This window comes from Polyangium spumosum, from assembly GCF_009649845.1.
In the GTDB taxonomy this organism is placed as follows: Bacteria; Myxococcota_A; Polyangia; order Polyangiales; family Polyangiaceae; genus Polyangium; species Polyangium spumosum.
Genome location: NZ_WJIE01000014.1, coordinates 162,622 through 189,127 on the forward strand (window position 1 = coordinate 162,622; position 26,506 = coordinate 189,127).

Annotated in this window: 16 protein-coding genes; 6 read left to right on the forward strand and 10 right to left on the reverse strand. The window is 69.6% G+C overall.

The window, feature by feature from the left end; all coding sequences use genetic code 11:
* Positions 1-109: 109 nt before the first annotated feature.
* Both GF068_RS34475 and GF068_RS34480 read left to right on the forward strand, forming a co-directional pair.
* Positions 110-1,048 carry a phosphotransferase family protein gene (locus GF068_RS34475; RefSeq protein WP_153823772.1) on the forward strand — a complete coding sequence of 313 codons (939 nt, stop codon included), beginning with the start codon at positions 110-112 and terminating at the stop codon, positions 1,046-1,048.
* A 17-nt stretch (positions 1,049-1,065) separates the two neighbouring features.
* Entirely contained in the window at positions 1,066-4,077 is a 3,012-nt protein-coding gene (locus tag GF068_RS34480; RefSeq protein WP_170319850.1) for a phosphotransferase, read from the forward strand.
* On the opposite strand, the gene GF068_RS34485 is transcribed toward GF068_RS34480, so the two are convergent.
* The 8 genes from GF068_RS34485 to GF068_RS34520 all read right to left on the reverse strand — a co-directional run bounded on the left by GF068_RS34485 (position 4,019) and on the right by GF068_RS34520 (position 20,333).
* Positions 4,019-9,106: a hypothetical protein gene (locus GF068_RS34485; RefSeq protein WP_153823774.1), complete on the reverse strand. Its 5,088-nt coding sequence runs from the start codon at positions 9,104-9,106 to the stop codon at positions 4,019-4,021. The genes GF068_RS34480 and GF068_RS34485 overlap by 59 nt on opposite strands.
* On the reverse strand, positions 9,103-10,824 hold the full coding sequence (locus GF068_RS34490) for an ATP-binding protein (RefSeq protein WP_153823775.1): 1,722 nt from the start codon (positions 10,822-10,824) through the stop codon (positions 9,103-9,105). Before GF068_RS34490 ends, GF068_RS34485 begins: the two co-directional genes overlap by 4 nt.
* 56 nt (positions 10,825-10,880) lie before the next feature.
* Positions 10,881-13,121: a DUF4215 domain-containing protein gene (locus GF068_RS34495; RefSeq protein ID WP_153823776.1), complete on the reverse strand. Its 2,241-nt coding sequence runs from the start codon at positions 13,119-13,121 to the stop codon at positions 10,881-10,883.
* Positions 13,122-13,289: 168 nt separating this feature from the next.
* Positions 13,290-13,721 carry a hypothetical protein gene (locus GF068_RS34500; RefSeq protein ID WP_153823777.1) on the reverse strand — a complete coding sequence of 144 codons (432 nt, stop codon included), beginning with the start codon at positions 13,719-13,721 and terminating at the stop codon, positions 13,290-13,292.
* Between the two features lie 69 nt (positions 13,722-13,790).
* Positions 13,791-15,446 (reverse strand): S8 family serine peptidase, encoded by a 1,656-nt coding sequence (locus tag GF068_RS34505; protein WP_153823778.1) that lies wholly within the window; start codon positions 15,444-15,446, stop codon positions 13,791-13,793.
* Between the two features lie 338 nt (positions 15,447-15,784).
* Positions 15,785-16,876: a hypothetical protein gene (locus tag GF068_RS34510; protein ID WP_153823779.1), complete on the reverse strand. Its 1,092-nt coding sequence runs from the start codon at positions 16,874-16,876 to the stop codon at positions 15,785-15,787.
* Between the two features lie 51 nt (positions 16,877-16,927).
* Entirely contained in the window at positions 16,928-18,043 is a 1,116-nt protein-coding gene (locus GF068_RS34515) for a vWA domain-containing protein (RefSeq protein ID WP_153823780.1), read from the reverse strand.
* Positions 18,044-18,053: 10 nt separating this feature from the next.
* Entirely contained in the window at positions 18,054-20,333 is a 2,280-nt protein-coding gene (locus tag GF068_RS34520; protein WP_153823781.1) for a choice-of-anchor J domain-containing protein, read from the reverse strand.
* Positions 20,334-20,706: 373 nt separating this feature from the next.
* Between GF068_RS34520 and GF068_RS34525 the strand changes: the two genes are divergently transcribed.
* The 3 genes from GF068_RS34525 (at position 20,707) to GF068_RS34535 (ending at position 23,720) form a co-directional block, all read left to right on the forward strand.
* A complete protein-coding gene (locus tag GF068_RS34525; protein WP_153823782.1) occupies positions 20,707-20,904 on the forward strand; it encodes a hypothetical protein in 198 nt (65 codons plus the stop codon).
* A 62-nt stretch (positions 20,905-20,966) separates the two neighbouring features.
* Positions 20,967-22,202, forward strand: coding sequence for an MFS transporter (locus GF068_RS34530; protein ID WP_153823783.1), 1,236 nt, complete (start codon positions 20,967-20,969; stop codon positions 22,200-22,202).
* A gap of 84 nt (positions 22,203-22,286) precedes the next feature.
* Positions 22,287-23,720, forward strand: a complete 1,434-nt coding sequence (locus GF068_RS34535; protein WP_153823784.1) for a lipase family protein — start codon at positions 22,287-22,289, stop codon at positions 23,718-23,720.
* 21 nt (positions 23,721-23,741) lie between these two features.
* Here the strand turns inward: GF068_RS34535 and GF068_RS34540 are convergent, their stop codons facing one another.
* On the reverse strand, positions 23,742-24,719 hold the full coding sequence (locus tag GF068_RS34540; RefSeq protein WP_153823785.1) for a DUF4423 domain-containing protein: 978 nt from the start codon (positions 24,717-24,719) through the stop codon (positions 23,742-23,744).
* Between the two features lie 108 nt (positions 24,720-24,827).
* On the opposite strand from GF068_RS34540, the gene GF068_RS34545 reads away from it, so the two are divergent.
* Complete coding sequence (locus tag GF068_RS34545) at positions 24,828-25,463, forward strand: hypothetical protein (protein ID WP_153823786.1); 636 nt, start codon at positions 24,828-24,830, stop codon at positions 25,461-25,463.
* On the opposite strand, the gene GF068_RS34550 is transcribed toward GF068_RS34545, so the two are convergent.
* Positions 25,460-26,470, reverse strand: coding sequence for a metallophosphoesterase (locus GF068_RS34550; RefSeq protein ID WP_153823787.1), 1,011 nt, complete (start codon positions 26,468-26,470; stop codon positions 25,460-25,462). The two genes, GF068_RS34545 and GF068_RS34550, sit on opposite strands and share 4 nt — an antisense overlap.
* Positions 26,471-26,506 lie beyond the last annotated feature (36 nt).

A 26,506-nucleotide genomic window follows, 5' to 3' on the forward strand; every position in this document is an offset into this window, starting at 1 on the left:
CGCCCGCCGCGAGGTTGCCATCGGGCGCCCGTGACCCAGGTTCGCATCGTGGTGACGAGGCCGGTCGCCCGACGCGCCGCCGTGCTGCGCGAGAAGACGGAGAAACCGGATGGACGCCCCGCACGCCGTGCTGGAAGTGCTCGCAGCCCGTGGTCTGGACGTGCGGAAATGCCGCGTCCGCGTGATGAGGTCCTATCGATATCGCCCCATTTTCCATTACTCGCTCACCTGCTTCGACGAGGCCACGGGCGCCCTCGTCCGGAAGGTCGTCATCGGCAAGCGTTACGCCGGCGAGGGCGGGGCCGCGATGTTCGAGGTCCTGCGTGAGCTCTGGCAGAATGGATTCGGCGGCGACCCCCGCCTCACCATTCCAGAGCCGATCGCCTACGTACCCGCGCTCGGGCTTCTTCTCCAGGACCTCGCCCGAGGAAAGGATCTCCACCACCACATCGATCATCCAGCGCGCTCGCTCCGACACGTACGCCGGGCGGCGCGGTGGCTCGCGAAGCTCCACGGCATGCCCGCTTCGCGCGCCCCGCTCTTGCGCCTCTCGGACGAAGCCGAGAGCGCCGCCCGGCACGGCCGCGCGCTGGGCGAGCTCTTCCCCGCGTTCGCCCGCCGCGTCGAGGCGATCGCCGGGCGCGTGGTCGCCTCGATGACGACGCTCGGCGCGCGCCCCTCCGTGCCCACCCACGGGGATTTCCAGCCGAAGAACATCCACGTCTCGGGCGACCGGATCACCGTCTTCGACTTCGATCGTTTCGCCCTCGGGCACCCCGCGCGAGACCTGGGTCAATTCATCGCGCAATGCCTGACCATGTCCTACACGCGCGCCGGGACGTTCCGCGAGGTCGAGCCATGGAACGCGGCCTTCCTGGAGGAGTACCGGCGTCACGCCCCGCCGGAGGCGACGTCGGCGCTCTCGACCTTCGTGCCGCGCTCGTTCCTGGAGATCCTGCATCACAAGCTCTTCGTGTTTCCCGTGGCCGATCCTTCCTTCCTGCCGGCTTGGCTCGACGCGTGCGAGCAGTGGGAGGACCTCGGCTGACATGGAGCGAAAATGCCATGCAGGGATCGAAGAAGCAGCCGGCGCTGGCCATCGTGCAGCATGGACACCAGTACCTGATCACCGACGGGTACGACAATCGCGAGGGCCTCTCGGAGGTGCTCGAGGGCTTCGCGACGGTCTTCGCGTTGCACCTGAAATACGAGGTCCCGCTCAACCTCCACCTGAGCGGGACGCTGATCGAGGCGATCGCCTGGCACGCGCCGTCGTTCTTCGGCTGGATCCACGCGCTCCGTCGCGCCGGCCTGCTCGAGCTCCTCGGCAGCACCTACGCGCAGAACATCATGCCGTTGTTCTCCGACGAGCACAACCTCCGCCAGATCGACGAGGCGCTCTCGCTCTATCGACGCCACCTCGGCGTGGAGCCCGAGGCGATCAAGGGTTTCTGGGTCCCGGAGCGGGTCTGGCATACCGAGAAGCTCGCGCGCGTGCTCCGCAGCGACTCGCTCCTCAATGGGGGCTACGCGTACGTGCTGCTCGACGATCGGCTGGCGTATCCGCTCGACGGCCCCTACGCCTTCAGCGCGCGTCAGCGCTTCGACGCGCGCACGCCCCCCACCGGACGCGCGCACGAGGCGCCCCCGGGGGGCGACCTCCCCTCGCTCCTGCCTTACCGCCTCGAGAATGGCGAGGGGCTCTGCGTCGTGCCGATCTCGGCCGTCCTGCGTTATGCCGTCCCGCCGCGACATGCTCGGCAATGGGAGGACGCGCGGGAGGTTTTGCGTCGCGTCGCCGCGGCCCCCGCGGGGGCGATCGCGGTCTACGGCGACGACCTGGAGAAGGCGGCCGCGGTGGGGCCGTGGACGAACGGTCGCTGGACACGCGCCAAGGTCGATCCTTATGAGAAATGGCTCGCCTGGATCGGGGCAGGGGCCGAGGTGAGGCCGGTCCTCCTCGCGTCGTTTTTGCGTGAGCACCCTGCGAGCCCTCCGCGTCGTGTCGACCCGGGCACGTATTTCGAACTCGCCCACGGGATGCGCGCGGGGGAAGATTATGCCGGCTTCTGGCTGGGCTCGTCGTGGCGGCCTCACCGCGAGCTCCTGCTCGAGGCCGAGGCCTTGCTCCGGCGCGCCCGCGCCCCCCGCTCGGGCCTCTGGGAGCTCGCGTGGAAGCAGCTCATGGCCTCGAGCTGCGAGACCGCCTGGCACGACGTCGGGCAGGACGGCGAATGCCGCCCGGCGCCGTGGGCGCGGGCGATCTGCGCGCATGCAAAGAGCGTCTTCGTGATCGCCGCCGCCGCCGAATGGCAACGGCAGCGCGACGGACGCGCCCACGTCGAGCGCCTGGACGTCGATCACGACGGCGCGGACGAGGTGATCCTCAAGAACGATCACCTCTATGCCGTGCTCGCGCCGGATCACGGAGGCCGCCTCGTTTATCTGTTCGACCTGACGGCGGAGGGCGGGCGGCTCGTCGTCGGCAACCCGGCGGACGACTGGAACTGGCAGGAGGAGCAGAACCGCTACATGGAAATACCCTCGAACCACCCGGGCGCCTTCGCCGACGCCGGGCACGAAAAGGACCCTTACCGGGTGCTCGCGGCGTTCACGCGGGAGGGCGGCGTCGAGGTTCAGCTCGTCCATCACGAGCCCGAGAGCCCGCTCGCCGGGGCGCTCAAGGTCTTTCGTTTGGCCGCGGACGCGCGGCGGATCGACGTCTCGTACGTGCTCCCGCGCGCGCCCGAGCGTTTCGGCGTCGGTGTCGCTCTTTCACCCGATTATCTGTCGCTGCTACACGAAGGAGGACGGGCGCTTCGGCCCATGAAGCGGAACGCGACGCGAGGGTGGCGCAACCGGACGGCCTCGGTATGGGTCCACATCCCGCCGGGCGAGCCGGTGATGTGGGATCGACCCGAGCGCCCGGCGTGTGGACACGGCATGCTCCTGCGAGCGACGGCCTACGGCCGCTCCTTCGGCCTGTCGCTCGGCGTGGGCGCGATGCCTTCGCGGCGCGACGCCGCGCGGGCACGGCGAGAGCCGCGGCGTATCGAGGCGATCGGCGAGGCGCTCATGGCCTACGACCTGGGCCTCTGGGAATCGGTGCGGCCCCTGCCAGGGGCCAAGAACGACCATTACGAGATCACCACGAACCGCGGGCGGTACGTCCTCCGGCGGTCCCGGCCCACGAAGACGCTCGAGGCCCTGCGCTTCGAGCACGAGCTGATGTCCTTTTTGCGCTCCCGCGGTCTGCCGGTCCCGGCGATCGTGCCCCCCGCGGCCGGAGGTACATGGGTGGTCGTGGAGGATCACCTGTATCGCGTCACGGCCTTCGTGCACGGCGCCCCCTACCGGTCCGGCGAGCTCCGAAAGCTCCAGGCGGTCGCGCGCGCGCTCGGCGCCTACCATCAACACGCGGCGGCGTTCCGGCCGTCCGCGCCCTGCCCCGGAGAGCCCTCGCTCGAGGAGGGCTTGCGCGAGCGTATCGCCAGAGGCCCCGCGCGTAGGGCCGACGCTCCCGCGCGCCTCTCCGCGCTGCATTCTCGCGCGCTCGCGCAGGCGGAGGCGACCCTCGTGTCCCTCGCGCCCCTGTATTCGACGCTTCCGCGGCAGCTCATCCACGGGGGATGCCGCCGCGACAGCTTCGTGTTCTCCGGCGACGACCCGTGCGGCCTGCTCGACTTCGACAGCGCGCGTTTCGAGGCGCGCGCGCTCGATCTGGCCGTGGCGATTCACGACTTCGCGAGGATGGAATGCGCGGCGGCGCTGGATCTGGCCGTCGTGGCCGCGTTCGTGGAGGCCTACCAGGCAGTGGAGCCGCTCTCCCCGGTCGAGCTCCACGCGCTACCGCTTTTGCTGAAAGCGAGGCGGCTGAAGCGGCTCCTCGGCCGGTGCGCGCGGCTCTCGGGCTGTGACGCGCCGACGCAGAAGGACATGGCCGAAGCCGAGCAGGAGGCCGCTCGCATTCAATGGCTCGAGAGCCACGAAGCGGAGGTATACGCAGCGCTGGCGAGCCTCAAAGCGGATCGCCGCGGAGCATCGAGAGCAGCACGCGCTTCTCGGTGGCGTCGGTGACGACCTCGAGGACGCGGTTGATCTCGCGCACGGCGGCCGCGACGAGCAGGGCGCGGGCCCGCGGATCGTCCTTCGCTTTCGCGGCGAGGGCGCGCACGGCCGGATGTGAGCGGTTGAGGACGAGCCGGCCCGATTTTGCGTCGAACCGAAGAGGCCGCCCGGTCCGCGCATAACGCACGCCGGTCACGACCTTCGTCGGCGCGAGGCCGAGTTTGTCGATCGCCGCGAGCAACGAGGGGCCGAGCTCACGCGTGGCCGGCGACGCAGGCTCGGGCGGGTCGAAGAGGTGCACCACCCGCGAGACGAGCCCGAAAAACCACGTCGAGGCCGGCTCCTCCTCGAAGACGTCGGGCGGCGCCGGGCGGCTCGGCTCGGCGACGTCCGGCGCGACGAACGGCGTGACCTCCAGGATCGACGGCGCGGGCGCGGGCGCAATCGAGGCCGTTTCAGGTACGGAGGGCTCGGCGGGCGCGCCGCGCGGCGGGACTTGCCATTTCGTGAGGAACTCTTCCGCCTGCGCGACCACCCGCGCCCGCAGGCGCTCGCGCGGCGCGTGCCCCTTGATCCCGTCGAAGCCCTTGTTTGCCGGGAGGTGATCGTCGTTCACCACGGCGAGCAGCGGCCAGCCGTCGCCCTCGAGCATCCGGCAGAGCGGCCGCCGCGTCGTGTACACGTGAATGCCACGCGCGGCGGCGTGTTCGGGCGCGAGGATGCCGATCTCGCCCGAGACGCCCTCGCCGCGGAAGGGCAGGACCTCCAGGCATTTCGCCCGCTGCTGCGCGTCGAGGCCGACGAAATCGAGCGGCGGGGCATTCCTGCGCTTCTCCGCCGCAAGCTCGCGCCGGAGCGCCTGCGAGACGTCCTCGAACACGGCGCGCGAGCGGATCGCCGCGATCTCCTCGGCCGTGAGGGCGAGCGGCGGGCACGGGCGCGGCGCGGTGGGATAGGGCGGCGGGAAGTCGACGTAGGGATAGGGGCGCACGCCGGAGGCCTCGATCTCGGCGAGCGAATGGTACGCGCCGAGGATGTCCGGAAAGACGCGCATCGCGGCGCGGCGCTTGGAGAGGGTCCGATCCTTGCGCGAATGGGCGACGACGACGCGGCGGAGCGAGGTCCGCACGAACGCGGGCAGCTCGTCGAGCTTGCCGTCGAGGCCTTCGAGGTGCTTCTTCGCCGATTTCGTGAGATCCACGGCGAGCTGATGCTTGTCCTTCTCGTCGAGCTCGACGTCCCAGGCCCGCACCTTCGCGCGGAAGGGGAACATGCCCTCGACGTCGAGCGCCACGTTCTCGCCGCGCAAGGTCTCGACCTGCACGTCGGCGCGCCCGCTCTCCGTGAGCTCGATTTCTCCCTCGTAATGCGAGTTCAAGGCGGCGAGATCGACGCGGAGCAAAGGATGCGCCGGCGACCCCGAGAGCCTCGGCCGCCCCTGCCCCGCCTCCCCCGTGCGCCGCGCCTGCAGCGCCGCGAGGGCGTCGCTCACGTCGACGAGCTCGTAGCCCATGAAGCCGAGGATCTCCCGCACGAGGTCCCCCTCCCGCGCGGGCGGCAGGTACACGATCGGCGCGTCGAGCTCGCTCGATCCACGCGCCGCCGGTTGCCAGGCCGAATACCGCGCCCGCCCGAAATAGAGCCTGGACGCGCCCGGGACGAGCTCGGGGAACGCGCGCTCGTCGCCTTGCACCGTGGGCCAGCGGAAATCGACGGCGCGGAGCGCGAAATCCGCCTGGAGGATCTCGGAGCGCGTGGCATCGGCGGCCGAGACCCTGTAAAGCGCGGCGACGAGGCGGAGGGCCCGCAGATCGCCAAAAAACGCCGCCTGCTCTCGCCCCTTCGCGCGCTCGACGAGCCCGGCCGCGAGCGAGCAGGCCGCCGCATACACACGCGCCTCCGCGGTCGCCACGCCCGCGGGCGTCACGTCCGAGAAGGGCACGACGAACACCTCCGAGGCGAGGTGGATCCGCGCCACGACGGGGACGGGCATTCCCGTGAGCGCGCGCGTGCAGAGCAGCCGTTTGTCGAGGAGGAACTCGACCTCGGCCGCGTGCATTTCGAGCCCGCGCCGCGGGAGGGCCGCCGCGACCGACATCGAGGTTTGGGTGGGCTCCTCCTCGTACCAGAGCGCGGTGAGCCCCTCGGGCTCGGCGAGTGGCCCGCAGACGAAGGGATCGAGCGCGGGTTTGGCGTGGAACGAGCGCCGCTCCCATTCGGTCTGCGCGCCCTTCCTGCGCGCCTCGAGCTCGTCCCGCGCGTCTCGGGCGCGCCCGCCCGCCCACCGCTCGAACGCATACGCCTCGCGGTCGTCGACGCAAAAAACCGGGCGCCAGGAGAGGGTGGGAAAATCCGGCTTCGCGCGGAGCAGCGGGATCGGGGCCGGGGGCGGATGCCATTGTTGGATGGATGCGAGCGAGGCGAGCCTGGGCGCCCCCTGCTCGTCGAGGACCGGGACGAGCGGGAGCGCCTCGATCCGCGCCGCGAGCTCGCCATTTCGGTGCCGGGTGACCGCCTCGACGAGATAAGCCCGGAGGAGCGGGCCCGGCTCGCCCGTCGGGGCGCCCCGCAATGACGTCCGCGCCTCCGGATCCCCTTCGAGGGCCGCGACGATGCGCCGCAAGAGCTCGTTGCGCACGGGCACGAGGAAAGCGGCGTCACGCGTCCACGCGATTCGATCCCACGAGGGCGCGGGGACGATGCCGTCGTATTCGACGACGATCGTGGCCGGCTCGATGTATTTGCTGGTGGCGACCGTCTGGAGCAAGACCCCCGCGTGGAGCCAGAGGATCTCGTCCTTGCGCGCCGCCGCGATGACCCCACGCCCGTGCGGGACCTCGAAAGGCATGGAGGGCAGGACCTCGGCGGACGGCCCGGCTTCGCGCCGCGACGCGCAGAGGTCGTGGAACATGGCGAGCCGCGGCGGCGCGGGCTCGCGGGGTGGGCGCAAGGCGCGGGCATAAGGGACCAGCGTCACGCCCCGAAAAACCTTTTCGAGCCAGCCGAGCTCGAGGTCCGTGACGGCCACGACGGGCCGCTTGTCCGGAGCAACCCCCGTAGTCCCCGGGGGCACGTGGCAAAGGGCGTTCGTGCGGTCGACGTAGGTGCGGAGCTCGGCGAGGCTCAAAGGGAGCCTGTCCGGATCGGCCGACGGCCAGAAGCTCCGGGTCCAGAGGGGGGTATACGCGGAGAGCAAGGGCTCGGCCGGAGGATGTTCGACGCCGAGCGCCTCGGCCGCGAGCACGAACGCCCCGACCGCCGAGCGCGCGAGCGCGCGGAGTTTGTCGAGGTCCATGGCCCCTCTTCCCTGGGCGATCCGCTCGACGTGCGAGCCGAGCGCGAGGAGCGAGAGGCGCGTGAGCTGAAAAATGGCGAGGCGCAAAGCTTCGCTGTCGTGCACGCCCTCGTAGGAGAACTTCGGCAGGATCTGCCCGTCCCAGGCGAGGGCCGCGTCGATCGCCAGCGGGAGTTTGTCGCGGTCGATGGTGATCGTGTCGAGGTGCCGCCCCTCGACGTAGACCCGGACCGACGAAGGCCGCTGCCCCGAGCCGATCCCCTCCGCGCCGAGCGCGAGCTGCCCGCGCAGCCCGCGAAAAGGGCCGTCCTTGATGTGGAACGACTCCTTGACGATGTGATCGGGCTCCGGCGGCACGGCGGGTTCGCTGCTCGGCCGCGCGTGGAGGCGGCGCCTGCGCTCGTGCGCCACCTGCGCGGCCGAAAGGCGCGCGTCCGCGGACTGGCGCTCGAAATCGACGAGGATACGCTCGACGAGCCGCCCCCGGAGCCAGACGACGTCTTCGAGCCAGGGCGCGAGCTCCGCGGGCGCCGGCTCGTCCCCCTCGTACACGAAGACGGGCGCATTGCCCCGCGAGAGCAAGACCATGGGCGTGAGCGGCCCACCCACCGCATTGCGGAGCAGCGGCAATTCGAGGATCACCCGCGCCTGGTCCCCCACGTCCGTCCCGCGCTGCAAGGCCCCCGCCGCGACACAAACGAACGCGCCGAGCGCGTCTTCGAGGCGGGCTTTGTCGTGGTCGAGGACCTCGACGTCCGGCAAGGGTTTTCCCTCCCCCGTGACGAGCGCGACGAGGGTGCGCAGCGCATCGACGAGCCCGCTGCGCGCCGCCTGCTCCGCGCGCGACGCGAGCCCCGAATCCTCGCGTAATGCCGAGCGAGACGCATTCGTGGGCAGCTCGTCCGCGTCGACGAGGACGCGGACCGGGAGCTCGACCTGCGCGTGCGCCGCGCTCGGGAACATGGGCTCGGCCGCGAAGGGCCGCCGCAAGAGGAGGACGCCGAGCTCGAGATACTCGACGACCGGCGGCCCCGCCTGCGCCGCGAGGATCTCCACGGCCCCGCGCTTGATGTCCCGCTCGCGAAACCACACGCGCAAGAGGGCCGGCGGCCGAGGCGAAACGGAGAGCTTCTCCGCGCCCCGCCGGAGCGCGAGCGGCGCGTCCCGCAAGGCGTCGACGAGCAGCGTGATCTCGCGCGGCAGCTCCCGCTTCGCCGCGCGCTTCAGCGTCTCGAGCCCGAGGCGCCTCCGCACCTGCACGCGGACGCCACGCGCGGGCATTCCCTTCGGCGAGACGACCCGCTCGATTTCGGGCAGCGGCGCGTCCTCCCCGGCGAGGACGGACGGGACGAACCTCACGCGCGTGGCCTTCGCCTCTCCCGCGGCGCGGCTATGAATGTCGACGAACGAAGGCCCGAGCCCGAGCGCCGCATTGACGCCGAGCGCGAGCCCGCGGAGCGCGCGCCCCGTGCCCCCCGGATCGCCGAGCACGTGATCGAGCAGCCGCGGCAGCTCGCCCTCCGGGACGGGCTCGCCGTCGAACACGAGGACGACGTCGTCCGTGTCGTGTTGCACGTCGAGGAACGTGGCCCCCGAGGCCGCCGCGGCCCGCGCGATCTCGGCGGCATACAGGTGCAAGTCGACGAGCAGGTGCTCGCGCAGCTTGGCGAGCGCGCGCCGCGCGTCGACACGAATACGCCCCCGGGCGAGGATCTCGCGCCCCTCCTCCGCCGTTCGACTCATGCAATCACCTTCGCCGAAGCCTCGATGAGCGAATCGGAGATTTTACCGGCTGGGTCCTGGCGCGAGAGCAGGAGGACCCGCGCGAGCAAATGCGCCGCGACGAACGTATCGTCCCGGGCCCGCTCGCGCGCGGCGATGACGACCTCGTCGTGCACGTGGAGGAGGAGCCCGCCCCGGACCTTCTCCTCGGCCCACCCCCGCTCGGCAAAAGCAATACGACACAACCAGGCCCCGACCCCGACGCAGCGCACGTCGCCCTGGACGAGGACACAAGGCGCGGAGACATAGGTATTCGGTCGCGCGAATGCCACCCGATCGACGCGCATCCCCGCGCCGCGCAGGGCCTTCTGCAAGCCGAGGCAAAGCTCGTGATCGGACGCCGTGACGTCGTCCGCCGAAACCTCGCGCCAGAGCACCCAATGTTTTTCGACGGCGAGCGGCCCCGGCAAAGGCCCGCGTGAAGAGAGCGAGGCGACGATGGCCGGATGCGGCGCGAGCACGACGGGCTCGCCGATCTGCGCGAGCGAAAGGCCGAGCTCATCGACGACCGGCGCGACGAACATCTCCTTGCGCCGAAAGAGCTGCTCCTCGGAGGCGACCGGCTTCCCCTCCCAGGGCGCGACGAGCGGCAAGACGATCTCGTCTTTGCGCAAAACCAGCGGCGCCGCGCAAGCGGCCTCGAGCAAGGCGACATAAGAAAGGACGATCTCCTCGTCATGAGGCGGCTTCGCCCGCGCGAGATCCCGCGCCGCACGCGCGAGCCGCGAGACGAGCTCCCGCCGGAGCGACCCCGAGACGAGCTCCCGCACGCGCGCGACGGCTTTGTGGAATGCCTTGTCCCGGAGCACGTTGTCGCGGCTCAACGTATGCCGCAAATGGGGGCTATCGACCCGGAATCGCACCTGCTCGAGCCCGGGCAGGAGGGGCTCGGTGGTCTCGAACAGGGTGAGCCCGCGATTGTAAAACCCCGCGAACGTGGCCTTGCCCCACGCCGGATCCTCGGGCGCGGGCGGCGTCGCGCAGAACCGATCGGTCCCGGTCGAGGGCCCGACGACGATATGCTCGCCGGCCCGATGCGTCTCGACGAAGATGGGCGCCGGCACCCCGAGGGGCCCGTCGATCCGCCGCGCGCCGCTGCCCTCGTGGTGATCCGGATCGACGACCTGGAGCTCGATGGAGACGGCCGCGTACCTGCACCACCGCAAGAGCGCCCCCTCGATCCGCGCCCGATGCTCCTCGAACCGCGCCGCGTCCATGGTCTGATGCAGCGAGACGCGTGTCCCGCTCCCCTCGCGCGGCGCGAGCCTCTCGAGCTCGTACCGATGGTCGCGAAAGAGCCGCACCCGATGGGACACGCCCGCGCGCCAGGTGTCGATCTCGACGACCTCGGGATCAACGGCGAACACGCTGACGAACCCGACGCCATACTTGCCGATCTTCGACGAATCCCCCTCCTTGGAGGAATTGAACAGGGTGAGCAGGGGCCCCTCGATGACGGCCCGATCCATGCCCGCGCCGTCGTCCTCGACGACGGTCGTGACGCTCGCCCCCGCGCGCTCGATCCGCACGACGATCGCCGTGGCCCCCGCGTCGATGCTGTTCTGCACGAGCTCACGGACGAACGCATGAGGATCGGCGAACTGCCGGACCATCTCGGCCACGGGCCCAGCCTCGGGCCTCTCGGCCACGTCGCGCTTGCGCTCGGAACGATACGGCACGCCGCGAGGTTACCACAACCCCGCGGCGCCGCGGATTGACAAGCTTCGTGCGGACGTTACTCGAACGTCGCCTGGAGGCTGAACGGCCCCCCCTTGGCAGGCGGGATCGTATCGACGACGACGGTCACCTCTTTGCCCGCGACGAGCGGCAAGGCGAGGTCCTCGACGCTGTTCGGGGGCCAGCCCGTGTTCGAACACGAAAGCAGCGTGGCCTCGGTCGCGGCCCCGCAGCCGTCGAGCACGTAGAGGGCGAAATTCTCGCTCGACTCGTCGACGTGCAGCTTCAGCGTCCCGTCCTTCGGCGCGACATAACGATACATCACCTCGCCGCCGGTGCTGAAGGTGCAGTACCCGTCGGTGTTGTTCAGGTCCGGCGCGCTCAGGGTGTCGCCGACATTGGGCGCCGACGTGGAGAGCGCCGCGAGGCCATTGCAGACCGCGGGCCAGTCGGGGCTCAGGCAATCGGCCGAGCAGAAGCCCTCGTCCTGCATCGTATTGCCGTCGTCACAGGCCTCGGGTCCGACGGCGACCCCATCGCCGCAGACCGCCGGCGTGAAGGCCGCGCGCAGCGTGAAGGGACCCACGTCCGGGATCGCGTGGCCACGCACGACGATCATCACGGGGCCGCTCGGCGCGGTCGCGAAGTCGAGCTCGAGCTCCTCGGTCGAAAGGGCCGTGCTCTTGCAGGCGAGCTCGCTGCCGCTCGGATCGGCGCAATCGCCGAGCACGAGCAGATCGAGGTCCACGTCCGACGTGAGGCGCAGCGAGAGCCGGCCCGGCCCCGGCACGTCGAAGGAGAACGTCTTCGAGGGCACCACGATATAGAGCTCGCAGCTCCCGCCATACCCCGTGGACCCGCCTTCCGTCGTGCTCTGGAGGTCGACGTCGAGCGGGAGCGGCTCGGCGGACTGGCAAAGCACGTCGAACTCGGCCGTGTCGCAGTCGCCCGCGCATCCGTCGCCCGAGGCGGCGTTGCCGTCGTCGCAGATTTCGTTGAGCGGGTCGAGCACGCCGTCGCCGCAGGTCGGGGTCTTCCAGCAGATGCCGATGTTGGTATTCGAGAAGATGCCCGCGCAGTATTCACCCGCGGGGCAATCGTCGTCGCCCATCCGGCACATGCGCTCGCAATGCTCGACCGTCTCTTCGGGGTAGAGGCTCAAGCAGAGGCCGCGGAACGCCTCGCCGTCGGCGCCGCAGCCTCGATACGGCACCCAGCCCGGCTGGCAAGCGCCGCCGATCGGCGCCGGATCTCCGCTCTCGGGCGCGAGGCACACGTTCGACAGGCCGCACACGCGTCCTTCGGGGCATCCGGGGTCTTGCGTGAGGAAACCACAGGTCTTTTCGCACGCGGCGGGCACGCCCGCGCAAATGCTCCCGACCTCGCAGCCCGTCGAGACGTCGGGCTCGTCGCACGCCTCGCCGGGCGCGCCTTCGCCCGTCGGACGGCAGACGCCGAGGTTCTGCACGGGGTCGATGGCGATACATTCTTCGCCCGCGGAGCAGCCGCCCGAGGCGAACGGGGTGCACGCCTTGTAACAAGCGCCGATCGAGTTCTCGCTGGGCACCTGCGCGACACATTGCTCGCCGTCGGGGCAAAGGAGGTCGAACGTGAAGAGGCACTCGTACGGCGCGCATGTCTTCGTCTTCGGCGAGCAGACCTGGAGCTTCGTGTTGCCGCAGTCCTCGGCCTTTTCGCAGGGAATGCCGTCCACCGGCGTCGTGTCGAACGACCACGAGGGGATCACGAAGCAGCCGCCCCCGGGCACGGCTTCCCACGTCCCATCCTCCTTCCGCGCGACCTCGGAGAGCGTGACGTTCTCGACCTTGCCGGCCGCGATGCTCGAGTCGTTCGGATCGAGCTTCGTGAGCTCGATCGTGCCGCCCGTCTGGAAAAACGTGCGCGTCGGGATCTCGCTCGAATCCGGCGTGATCACCGTGACGCAATGCTGGCAGGTCCCGTAAGCGTCGTTCGGCGCCGCCCCGAGATCGAAGGTGCCGGACGCGAGCGGAGGCAAATGCGGGGACGTCCACTCGTTGTAGAGCTCGATCACGGCGAGCGTCTGGTATGCATCCTGGGCCCCGGGCGATACCTTCGCCTGCACGGAGAAATAGGCGTCCGTAAAGCGATACACCTGCGTGAGCGAGACGTCGAGCGTGGGGCATCCGCCCTCCCCGCCCTGTCCGCCGGCGCCGCCCGAGCCGCCCGTGTTGTCCGGCGGCCTCGGGACGTCGTCCGAGCAACCCGCGAGGAGCGCCAGCGCGCACCCTGCCGTGGCAAACATAAGCTTACGAATCATGATCATGACCTCGTCGTTAAGACTGGGCCGGAACCATGGCGGACGGAGCGCGGCGCGTCTCGTTGAAGTTTTGCTTCAAGGCAGGAAAAAAGACGCCCCGACCCACCGCGTGGAGGAGTTTGTCCGGCGGGCAACGGGGGCACATGACGGACGCCCCCGTTTTACGCGTCAATCGAACGAGAGCTCCGAGAGCAGGTAGGCGAGCGCCTCGGCCTCGTCGGCGAATACGGGCGCCCTGCCTTTGTCGCGGGTCATACGCGCGGCCTGGAGCTTGCCCGTGGCGCCCTCGACGAGGACGGCCGAACGCGCGAACCCCGAGAGGAGCCGCGCGCCGGCCTCGCTCATGCGCCGCTCCAGGTCGAGATCCGTGGCCATCGGCGCCTCCCGCGAGTCGAGGAGCAGGACGAACTGGCCACGCATGAGCGGCGGGAAGAACCGGTCGAAGAACACGAGCAGGTCCGTCAAGGCCGGATCGTCGAGCGGGACGTCGGTCCGGCGGACACGCAAGAGCCGCCCGGAGGCCTCTCGCGACAGCACGAACTGGCTGGACCGAAAGACCTCGCCTTCCGTGAGCCTCGCCCTGCTCATGCTGCTCGCCATGACGAACCCCAGTCTATCGCATTACGACGGACGGTGTCAGCAGGTGCGGGCGTACGGGGCACGATTTCATCACTTGCAGACCAGCTTGCCATTCTGGCAGGCGCCCGAACAGCACTCCGCGTCGTCCGCGCAGCTCTCGCCGACCGCCTTGCAGAGAGCGGCGCTGTCGTCGACGTCCGCCACGCTGCCGCCGAGGAGGTAGCCGAGCGCGTCCTTGACCTGCAGGAGGCCATGACCAAACGAAGCGTCGCGGCCGGCCGCGCCGAGGTCCATCGCCTTCGCGTTGAGCGCATTGCGGATCTGGGTGTTCGTCGCCGTCGACCTCTGGCTCCAGAGGAGCGCGGCGGCGCCCGCGACGTGCGGCGTCGCCATCGACGTGCCATTCCACCACTCGTATCCCGAGCCCGGCTTGTCCCGGGTCGTACTCAGCTCGGCGGTCGCGCCGAGCCACTTCGCGAGGAGGTCCTTGCCGTCGTCCCCTCGCAGGGTGATCGCCGGGATCGTGCTCGTCACGCCCGCGCCGAGCGAGTCCCAGAACCAGCCGGAGACGGTGTTGTAGACGATCACGCCCCTGCCGCCGGCGCTCTGCACCTTCGCGACCTTGGTCGCGGCGGTGACCGTGCCACGCTTGCAAAGCACGATCTTGTTCGCCCACGCGGCGTTCATGGAATCGCACAGGCCGCCGTCGACGAGCGCGCCGGTGGCCTTCGTGATCGCCGCACCCGTGATGAGCCCGCCGTCATCCACGTTCGAGCCCACGCTGATGCGCGGCGTCGCCCAGGGGACGGTCGAGAGCACCCCGACGCCCGGCGCGGCGATCTCGACGTCGGCATTACGCTGCGAGAAGCTGGCGAGCGCCTTGTTCGCGTCGACGGCCGCCACCGACACGACCGACGAATATCCGGCCGGATACAACGTCGACGTGTTGCCGGCGTTGCCCGCGGCCGCGATCGAGAGGACGCCGGCGTTGTAGGCGCTCTGGAAAGCGAAGCTCTCGAAGAAGCTCGATCCCGAGCCGCCGAGGCTCATGTTGACGACCTTCGCGCCCGCACTCCTGCACCTGTCGAGCGCGTTCACGAGGGACGAAGCGTATGCCCAGGAGCAATTGTCGCCGAAGACGCGCACGATATATAGGGATACGTTTCTCGGGGCGACGCCGACGACGCCCCGCGTGTTGGCCGCCGCGGCGATGGTGCCGGCGACGTGCGTGCCGTGGCCGCAGCCGTCCACGTTCCAGGGTAGGTTGCCATTGTACCCGCTGACGGGGATGCCCTGGAGATCGGCGTGCCCGGTGTAGAGGCCCGAATCGATGATGCAGACCTTCGTGCTAGCGGCGCTCAGCTCCGTGGGGTCCACGTCCGACGCCTGCACCAGATCGATGCCGTACGGCGGCCATTGCGTGGAGAGCTCGCGTCGCGGGTCGACCTCGATGTACTCGACGTTCGGGTTCTTGGCGATGGCTTGAACGGCCGGCTCGGGCAGCGTGACGGCGAGGGCGTCGTGGTCGGGCAGCTCGAGCTCGACCTGGCCGCCTCCGGCCGCCGCGAGCACCTCGCTTCGCTTGGAATAATTTTTGAACTTTACGATGTACCGGCCATCCGGGGAGAGGGCGGCCGGGGCGGTCCCCACGTCCTCCTCCGCGCCCTCGTCCGCGCCTTCTCCGCAAGCCAAGAGGCCAAACGAAAAGAGCACGCCAATGATTACACGTCCAAGCCTGTGTCTCATGTCGGTTCCTTCCGGGATGGACGAATGCACGACGTCCGATCGATTCACGATCGACGTCGTGGTCGCCACGTCGAAGTCGACCACCAGGGCAAGGGACTCTGCCCCGCAAATGCGATGTTAGCAACAATCCATGGCTCGACGAGGGAACCGCCCAGCGCGGTTCACCGCCGGAGCAAAAGCCCACGACGCAACCATCCGGCCGCCCAGGGCCGTAGGTGCCCCGGCGTAAACGCGGAATTCTGGAGGGAATGCGGAAGTGCGATCAGGAAGCGCCGGGAGCGTGGCCCGCCTGCACGCGGGCGGGCCACGGATCCCCTGTCATTGTCGCCGAGCCGCCTTCATTGGCAGGCCATCCCCACCTCGTTCGCCGGACCGACATCGCCGAGCTGCGCCTCGACCATATCGAACCCGAGGCCCATGGAGATGCCGTCGCACGTCTTCGTCGGGTCCTGGCTGCCGTCGGTCAGGATGTCCGACGCCTGCCGGACCTGATTCACGAGGTTATCGAACAGCGGATTGCCGCACAGGCTGAGCAGGGCGCCGATCTTGTTGACCTCGGCCACGAACTCCTCGGTGTTGAGCACGCCGCCGATCATGCCGCTCGTCGCGCTCTTGCGATCGTCGGAGAGGTTCATGGTCATGCGCGCCGAGTACAAGGTCAGCTTGATCGACGTGCTGTCGTTCGCCGTCCGCACCGGGACCGAGAGGATGACCTGCACGTTTTTCCCCGAATCGTAGAGCGTGCCCGTCACCGAGCTCTTCGGGAAGGTGATCGTCGTCGAGAGCGGATCCATCGGATCGCTGAGGAGCGCGGGCTCGACCGGCCACGTGTCCGTCCCGTCGAACTTGGGCATCGCGCCGAGCGCCGTACCGCCGAAGAGCAAGGTGTTGAGCGCCGGGGCGTCGCCCGACGCCGGCAGGCACTCCACCTTCGTCAGCGCGGTGAAATTGCCGTTCTGGATTCCATTGTTGACGTCCTGGACCCACGTCGGATACAGCGAGAGGATCGTGGGCAGGAGGTTCTTGCCGAACGAATTGTCGATGCCGTCATCACCGTCCGGGTGCGCGTTCTGCGCCGAGCCGCCCGAGTTCGGCATGCATACGTCGCTCGAGAGCCCGGTCGACACCTGGCCGTCGACGTTGAAGCCGAATTTCTTCCACTCCCCGCTGTTCCCCTCGCCGAAGAAGAGCTCACGGACGGCGAACACCGTGCCCTCCTTCGTCGGGCAGCTCGCCACGGCGCCGCCGCCGCCGCCGTCGCCGCCCTCGCCGCCGCTGCCCGAGGAACTCGAGGAGGAGGTGCTCCCGCCCGCCCCGCCGCTGCCGCCCCTGCCGCCGGTGTTGTCGCTGTCCACGCCGCCGCCGCAGCCCACGGCCGCGGCGGTGATCACGGTGGTCACGAACGCGAGGGCCCAATGCATTCGATCCATTTTAAGCATGTCGTCCTACGTTTTCTTGGTTAAGGGTCGAGGGTCAAGCCATCAATTGAGGACCGAGTTGCAGCCGAAGAGCACGTCGACCTTCGCGTTGAGGTCACCCTGCACCGTGGTGCAAGACGTGGGGCAGAGGATGATCTTCGTCGGATCCACGTTGTTGTCGTAGTACCAGCCAGGCAGATCGCTGCAGTCGCCGAGATCGTCGGCGCGGGGGATGATCTTCGGCGTGCCCACGCCCTTCGGCATGTACGTGAAGTTCACCTCGTTCGGCTCGATCTCCATGCCGTTCGGCGCCTCCGGGATCTCGAAATCACAACCGAGCGCCTCCTGGCGGATCTCGGCCATCTTCGCGGCGAACTCGCTGATGTCCTGCGTGATGTCGTAGGCCTTGTTCGTCCCGCCGCCCACCGCGATCTTGTTGAGGGTCGCGATCTGCGAGCCGGCCACGCCGATGACATAGGTGCGCACGCCGTTGTAGTTGCGCGCGCTCTCGGCGATCGCCGCGATGTCGTCCACCGTCTTCGGCTCGCAGCCGAGGGGCTCGCCGTCGGTGGCGAGGACGACGACGACCTTGTGCGTCGGGTTCGCCTCCTGGTGAGCGGTCGCCGCCGAGAGCACCCCCTTCAGCGCGCCCCAGGTCGGCGTGCCGATGCCCGTGGCGTCGAAGGGCATGGAGTTCGTCAAGGAAAACGCATTCTGCGGCAGCAGGCCGATGGGCACGTCGAGGAGCGCGTAATGCGTGGGGTTGCAGTCGTACGGCTCCTGGGTCGGGAAATAGACCATGCCGGCGCCGATGCCAATCGAAGCCGGATCGTTGAAGAACGTGTTCAGGGCCGATTTGGTCCCGTTCCACTTCCCGCCCGACATGCTGCCCGACTGGTCGATGAGGAAGATGATGTCGAGCGGGATGCGGCGGGCCTCCGCGTTCGTCGTGGCGCAGGCGCCGCCGTCCCCGCCGCCGCCGACACCCCCGTCGATGTCGAATCCCCCGGCGCCACCCGCGCCGCTCCCGCCGGCGCCGCCCTCGCCGGAGGAGCTACTGCTGGGGTTGCCCGTCGTCTCCCCGTTGTTCCCCGTGGCGCACCCTCCCCACGCGGCGGCGACGCAGGTCAGGGTGAGCGACGCAAAGATAAGCCTATGAAGCTTCGTACTGCAACGCATGGACTGCCCCTCACTCGATGAAGATATCGTCGATGTAGACACCGGGGTGGGTCCCGGAAGAATCGCTCTGGAAGCCGAAGCGCAGGCGGACGACCTGACCCGCATAAGCCGAGAGATCGGCCTGGAAGAGCTGCCAGCCGAGCGCGGACTGGTTCCCACCCCACGCGGGCTGGGTGGCGATGGTCAGCGGGTACGGCGGCAAGACGCTGTTCAGGACCGAATAGGTCATCCCGCCGTCGGTGCTGATCTTCAGGTTGACGCCGTCGTACGTCGAGCCCTCGGTATGGAGCCACATCCGGAACGTCAGCTTCGGGTTCGCCGAGGCCGTGAGGTCGATGTCGGGTGACGTCGCGGTCGTCCCCGCCCACGTCTGAAGGACGTTGTAATTGCTGGCGAGCTGCGTGGCGAGGCACTGCGTCCCGACGTATGCGGTCGCGGGGCCGACGCTCGAGGGGACGCCGCACTGCCAATCGCCGGTCAACGTCCAGCCGTCCGGGCACGCGCCCTCGAAGCTCGTGTAGTACGCATTCGACTTGACGTTGAAGGTGAACGTCTTCTCCGCGTAGTTCGAGGGCAACATCGGCTCCTCCGCGACGCGCACGGTGACCGTCACCGGCCCGGCCTCCGCCGCCGAGGGCGTGCCCCCGAGCAAACCGGTCGCCGGATCGATGGTCATCCAGGCCGTGTTCTGGCCGCCGGGCTTGATGCTCCAGAGCGCGTTCGCCGTGCCGCCCACCTTGGCGATCTGCGCCGAATAGGCCATCCCCGCATACACGTCCGGCAGCGGCGACGTCGTGGTGATATAGGTCGGGATCTGCAGCGGCTCGGCGACGACGACCTCGTCGACGTAGACGCCCGGGAAGACCGTGGCGCCGTCGCTGCGGAACGCGAAGCGCAGGATGACCGTCTGTCCGGCATAGGCGCTCAGATCCGCCATATAAGGCTGCCAGCCCACCCCCGACTGATCACCGCCCCACGCGGGCTGGCTGAGGATGTTCAGGCTGTAGGCCGGCGTCACGGCCGTGACCGTCGAGAAGCTCTGCCCGCCGTTCGTGCTGACCTTCAGGTTCCAGCCGTCGAACGAGCCGCCCTCCGTGTGGACCCAGGCCCAGAAGGAGACCATCGGGCTCGTCGCCCCGGTCAGGTCGATGGGCGGCGAGCTCGCGACGGCGGACGTGAAGAGCTGATTGACGTGGTACAGGCCGGCGACCTGCGTGGCGAGGACGCCGCTGCCGATGTGCGCCGAGGCCGGCCCCACGTTATCGGGCGTGCCGCACTCCCAGTCGCCGCCGAAGGTCCAGTCGCTCGGGCAGACCTCGAAGCCCTCGTGGAGGTACGTCGAGCAGGTCGTGACCGGGCCGCCGCCCTCGCAAGCGCCGGCCACGCATTGCTCGCCGCTGGTGCAAGCGTTGTAGTCGTTGCACGGGCTGCCATTGGCCGCGAGCGAGGCGAGGCACTCGCCTTTCACGTCGCACGAGCCCACCTGGCACTCGGCGATGCCGTCGGTGCAGGTGGTGCCGACCGGCGCGGGCGCCGGGGAGCAGAGGCCGTTCGCGGGGTCGCACTCGCCTCGCTGGCAGCCGACGTTGAGCGCCGAGCAATCCTTGGGCGCGCCGCCCACGCATTGCCCGGACGAGCACCGCCGGTTGACGGTGCAAAGGTCGCCCGTGAGCACGCACGGGACGTTGTCCTTGGTGGGGTCGGGTTTACCGACGCACTTGCCCGTGGCCGGATCGCAGGACACCTGGTTGCACTCGCTCAGCGGCGAGAACGTGCAGTCCTTGGGCTCGCCCACGCACTGACCGATCTTGCATACGCCGTTGATCTGGCAGAGGTCCTTCGGGCTGCACGGCGTCCCGTCGTTCACCGGCAGGGTGTCGCAGGACTTCAATTCTTCGTAGCAAATGATCGACGAGCACTCCGGGTTCGTGATCCCGCAGGTGTTCTGGGTGCCGCCGACGCACGTGCCGTTGTCGCAGGTGTCGTTCGTGGTGCAGAACTTCCCGTCGTCGCAGCCGGTGCCCTTCGGCGCGGGGACCACGACGCAGGTGTTCAGCGGACCGGCCACCTGCCCGGTGTTGCACACCGCGACCATGCACTGCGGCGTCTCGAACTTCGAGCAGTCCACGCCGCAAGGCCCGAGATCCGGCCCCGCGTCTTCTTCGACGGGGCCAGCATCTTCGCTGATGGGTACCTCGCCCACGGTGCAGCTCGCGAGCATCCAGGTCACCGGGAGCAAGAGCAAAGGAAGAAAGTTTCTGATGCGACCGTGCATAACCTCGTCATCCATGTACCACACCTTGAAGCCGCGCGGGTACAGGGAGCAGGCCATTTCTTGCTGTACCCCCCGCCTCCGGGCCCCGAGCACGGATCTGTTCTTGATTTTTCCCCCGACTTGTGCTCGCCGCCGGCCAGCCGAGCGCCGACGACGCGCGATCGCGGGGGGCACGCGCGCGGCGAGCCCCCCACCGGCGCCCCGGATTTCCGTTTGGCCGGCAAGTCTCCGATTGGGCCGTCGAAATGGCTCTCACCAGCGCGCCGGCGAAGCCGAGACCGGCGGGGGCGAGGCCTTGACAGGGCCGGCTCCGGACACAGGATGTGCAGCCCGAATGAGCACCCAGGCCTCCCTTCACCTCGCCCGAGCCAGCAAAGCCGCGAAGCTGATGAAGGAGGCTACCTCGCAGGAAGAAGCTGCGCTCTTGCTGGAGGCGGGCCTCTACGAGCTGAACGCGGCCCTCGCCGCGGCGCCGAAGGCGATCGCCGAGCGCGTTCAGCGTGTGGTGAACGACATCGCCCGGCAGATGATGAGCGTCGTCCACGAGGATGTGCTCACCGAGGCGGTCGAGGCGGCGCAGGCCTGACGGGCGCGGCGGTCCTGGAGGGCGCCGTCGATAGGGGCCCGTCCACCGAAGAAGCGTCACCCATGTCATCCATTCATGCCACGCATGTCGCCGACGCTCCGACCGGGGCCGAGCTCTCGCGTTCGCTCGTGCTCCTCCTGGCCGCCGGCGCCGGGCTGAGCGTCGCGTCGCTCTATTACAGTCAGCCGATGCTCGGGGTGCTCGGCGCGGAGCTCCACGCCGACGACCGGCTCGTGGGCCTCTTGCCGATGGCGACGCAGCTCGGTTATGCCCTGGGGATCTTGCTGCTCGCCCCCTTGGGCGACCGCTACGACCGGCGCCTCATCATCCTGGCGAAGGCCGCGTTGCTCTCCTTGGCGCTCCTCGTGGGCGGCTTCGCCCCGGGGGTCGGCTCGCTGCTCGGGGCGAGCCTGGCCGTCGGGCTGACGGCGACGCTCGCGCAGGACATCGTGCCGGCCGCCGCGACCCTGGCGCCGGAATCGCAACGCGGCAAGGTCGTGGGCACGGTCATGACCGGCCTGCTCCTCGGCATCCTGCTCTCGCGCGTGGTCAGCGGCCTCGTGGCCGAACATCTCGGCTGGCGCGCCGTGTACATCGCCGCCTCGGCGGGCATTGCGATGATCGGCGTCGTCACGTGGCGGGGCCTGCCGCGTTTCGCGCCCACGACCCAGCTCGGTTATCGCGCCTTGATGGGCTCGCTGGTCGCGTTATGGCGCCGTTACCCGGCGCTGCGCCAGGCGACGCTCTCGCAGGCATTGCTGTCTCTCGGCTTCAGCGCCTTCTGGTCGACGCTCGCGGTCATGCTGCGCGAGAGCTTCCACCTGGGCAGCGCCGCCGCCGGCGCGTTCGGGCTGGCCGGCGCGGCGGGCGCCCTCGCCGCGCCGCTGGCCGGGCGTCTCTCCGACCGACGCGGACCGGAGCTCGTCACGCGCCTCGGCGCAGGGTTGACCGCGGTGTCGTTCGCGAGCATGGGGCTCTCCCCCCTCTTGCCGACCCCGGCGCAGCTCGGCCTGCTCCTCGTCGCCGCGATCGGCTTCGACTTCGGCATCCAGGCCTCGCTGATCGCGCACCAGACCCTGGTGTATGGCATCGAGCCCGGCGCGCGGAGCCGCCTGAACGCGCTCCTCGTGACCGGTATGTTCATCGGCATGGCCGCAGGCGCGGCGCTCGGCAGCGTGGCGCTCTCGCAATGGGGCTGGATGGGCGTCGTCGCGCTCTCGACGGCGGCCTCCATCGCCGCGCTGGCAGCGCGGATGTCAGGTCGAACGGGCACGGAGCGCGGCGCGGCGCGCACGTGACCGCGGCGCCGCGGCTCACCTCGGCGAGCTCGTTCGCGGACCGGCGTTGTCGTCCTGCGGCGGCGCGCGTAAGGTGCGCGGCCCATGAACCTTTTGGATCGCCGCGCGCGCGGCCTTCTCCTTTGCAGCACCCTCGCCCTCGCCGCCTGCGGCGGTGACGAAAATCCCCCTCCCCCTCCCGCGGGCCCGGGTACGCCGGAGCTGCCGGCCCCCCTGGTCGCGGGGACGCCCGAGACCGACGCCCTCGCCGACGCCCCGGCCCGCTGCGGGCAGGCCGACCACGCCTGGCAGAGGGATCTCTCGCTCGGCGAGGTCACCACGCATCGGGCGACGGCCACCTATCCCAAGGGCCTGCTCGACGCAATCGCGGCCGAGGCGCTCGGCGACCTGCCCGTCTCGCTGAAGTACGACGTCGTGACCCACGCCTTCACGTACGTGACGCAGGATCGCGGCGAGACGGTGGAGGCGACGGCGCTGCTCGCGTGGCCGACGACCGTCCCCGAGGACGCCGAGGCGCTGCCGACGCTGATGGTCCTGCACGGCACGAGCGGATTCACGGATGGATGTGGCCCGAGCTCGGCGACGGAGACCGCGGCGCTCGCGGCCGCGCTCGCGTCGACCGGCTACATCGTCGTGGCGCCCGATTACATCGGCCTCAAGAACGAGGCGCCGCCCACGGGCTTCTTGCATCCGTATCTGGTCGGTCAGGCGACGGCCATCGCCTCGCTCGACGCGGCCCGCGCGGTGCTGCGCCTGCCCGAGGAGATCCGCGAGGGCGGCGCGCGGCCCTCGGCGCGCCTCGTGGTGGTGGGCGGATCGCAGGGCGGGCACGCGGCGCTCTGGGTCGATCGTCTCGCGCCTTATTATGCGCGCGAGCTCGACATCATGGGCATCGCGGCCACGGTCCCGCCCGCGGACCTGCTCGGCGAGGGCACGCTCGCGCTCACCACGAAGCGAGACTCCACCGCCAACATCATCGCCTTTTACGGCGCGAGCGCAGGGTGGTACGGCGCGGATGACAAGCTCGCGGAGGTGCTGCTCCCGCCGCTCGATCAGGACGTGCCCGCGGCCCTGGGATCGGGCTGTGATCCCGGGGATGTCCTCTCGGGCAGCGAGATGCTCTCGTCGATGTTCCAGCCCGCGCTGCTCGACGCCGTCGCGTCGGGCAAGCTCGGCGAGCTCGCGCCGTGGGGCTGTATGGCCACCGAGAATGGCTTGCCCACCACGAGCGTGTCGCGCATCCAGAAGGACGCGGCGAGTTATGGCATCCTCTTCGTCACGGGCGAGTCGGACACGCTCGTCGACACGCCGACCGAACGTGCTGCATTCGAGGCGCTGTGCGAGGCGGGGATGCCCATGCGTTACCTCGAGTGCGCCGGCGCCTCGCACACGAAGGCCACGACGTGGGCGCTGCCGGAGATCCTGACCTTCCTCGAGGAGCGCGTCGCGGGCAAACCCTTCGAGAAGGCCTGCGCCGCGGGCGCCCCCGTCACCTGCGCGGGGACCCCGGCGCCCTGAGGGCGTCCGCGATCCCACGCCTCACGCGCCGAGCTCGAAGAGCTGCATCGCCACCAGCGCGACACAATCGGGCTCGCGCGAGTCCGATACGATCTGCCGAAGCTCGTGGAAATATCGCACGTGCAAGGCGCGCAGCCGCTCGAGGTCGGCGCGCGCGACGCTGACCAGGTTGTAGGAATACAGGCCCGGATCGCCGCGAAGCTGCCGGCGCGCGGCGACGTCGAGCCAGTGCGCCTTCAATCGTTGTCGCGGCTCGGCCGCGCCGCGGGTCATGTCGACCGTCTCGGCCGTGGCGGCGTACCGCCCCTCCTGCCATCGGACCAGGCCCGCCCGCAACAGGGCTTCGAGGCAAGCGCGCACCTCGTCCTCGGGCAAACCGAGGCGCGCGGCGACCCAGGCGTCGTCATGGCAAGAGAGGGCGGCGTAACTCGCGAGCTCGAGGACACGCAGGACGGCGTGCGACCAGGGCAGCTCGGTGGCGATCCGTCGGCGCTCCTCCAGCACGCGAAGGTCACGCGCGACCGAGGGCAACCCGCTCGGGGGGACGAAAAGGGCGAGGAAATCGAGGAGCCGGTCGGTGGTCGCGTCGACGATGGCCAGCACGTCGGGGAGCCGCGGCTGGGACGTGCCGGCCATGAAGCGCGACACCTGCGACGCGCTGCGCCCGATACGCGCGCCGATCTCGGCGTTGCTCAGGCCTCCTTTGAGGGCCTGAAAGAGGATCGCCGTGAGGGCCGGGTCGGAGACGGCGACGTCCGCGCCGAGGGCCGACTCCTGACGCACGAAATCCGAGAGCGCGCGATGAACGTCGATGCCGTTGTACGCCGCGACGCGCAGCAGGGTGGGCAGCGTGGGAAAACGCCGCCCGGACTCCCAGCCGAAGGCGACGTTCGTCCCGTACCCGAGCCGCCGGCTGAGCTGCCGTTGCGAGCGCCGGCCGCGGAGCGCTCGGCAGAAATCCTTCGCGATCTCGGCAAAGTACGCCAGCTTGTATCGCATATATGCACATAGTATAGCAGATCGGCGCGATGGAGAATGCGTATGTGCACTACGCGGCGCTTGCGCTCACGGCGCTGCTGCGGCAAGACAGGGCGCAGGAGGCTTTTGATGAACGCACGACTTGCGCTTGGGCTTTTGATGGGGCTGCTCGTGGGGTGCTCGCAGACCGGGGGGCAGACGGGGGAGATCGCCGCGGATCCCTGCGACTTCCAGCCCGGAAGGACGGGAGGAGGCTGGCCGCGCGTGGACCATGGCCTCACCGACCCGACGCCGGTGGGCGTGAGCGGCCAGGAGGCGATCGACGCGACGGGCGGGTCCGGGAGCTTCGAGGTGGCGTGGGCCAATGGAAAGAAGAGCGCCGTGAGCTGGTCGCTCGCCGCCGATATCGAGAGCTCGCCGGTGGTGCAATCCATCGACCGCAAAGGCGACTGCGGCGACGAGCTCTTGCAGGTCCTCGTGCTCGGGGACTTCTCGAGCGCCGATGGCACCCTCGATCACGAGCAGCGAGGGGAGCTTTATCGGGGCGAGGACGGGGCCTCGGACCTTCGTCTGGCCTTTTTCTTCAACGAGAACCCGTTCCCGGACGTCCACGCAGGCGGCGGGGCGGGCGATAGCTGCGCAGATTGCAGCGGCAACTTCGAGCTCTCGTTCGAATTGCGCTGGGAGGCGGGCGCGTCGGCCCCGCGGGGCCGCGTGGACCTCATCGAGAACGGGAAGCTGCTCGGCGAAGTCGGCACGTTCTAATCGTTCGAACGGAGCGGGCGCACCTCCGCGCCCTTGATCTCCAGCACCTCGGGTTTGCCCCCGTAGTACTTCGACATCCCCACGTCGATACGCCAGACCTGCTCGTCACACGCGGAGGTGATGCCGCCGCGCTGCACCGTGTGGCCGACGACCATACGTTTGGCCGGGATCAACGCCAGGGTCTCCTTCAGCACACGACAGTCCTCCGGACCGGGCGCGGCCGAGTAACGCCGCAGCCAGACAGGGCCGTCCTCCGCGGTGATGATCGCGGGCACGTCCTTCGCAGAGCCGTCCATCCAGGCGCGCGCCTCGCGGTTCATGCGATCGATGCCATAACGGACGTGCTTGGGCGAGATGCCCCCATGCACGAAGACCGTGTCGCCGACGACGGCGATGAGGTCGCGCTTCGCGAGCATCTTCGCATACGGGCCGCCGGGGAGAAACGCGGCCGCGCGCGCCCTGGCCGGCTCCGCCACGCGGTCGAGGCGCCGATCCGCGGTCGCGACGCCGGAGACCCCCACGAAATCCTTGAATGCGTCGTCGGTCACGTAGCGGAGATCGAGCTGGACGTTCATCACCTCGTGGTTGCCGTTGAGCGCGATCACGGCGCCGCCCGCGCGTTTGGCCTCGTCGGCGAGGCGCTCGAAGAGGTCGAGGATGTCGCGATCCTCGTCGCCGCGATCGATCTCGTCTCCGACCTGCACGATCATGAGATCCTTGCCGACCCAGTGATCCTTCTCGTCGATCGCCCCGGCCATTCGAAGCGCCGCGCGTGTCGCCGCGAGGTCGCCGTGGACGTCGCCGATCGCGACGATCCTCGCCGGCGCGGCAATACGCTGCACCGGCGTGGGGGCCGCCGTGGCGGTCGGCGTGGGGGCGCCGGAGGCCACCTTCGGCCCCGTGGTGATCGGGGCCGCCGCGGGGCCCGGCTCCGGGATGCTCTTGTCGCAGGCGGTGAGGGCGAAGACGAGGAAAACGAGGGAGGACGAGCGGATCCGCGGGTGCATCGCCCTCGCTTCTACCACAGGGCCCCGTCGGATTCA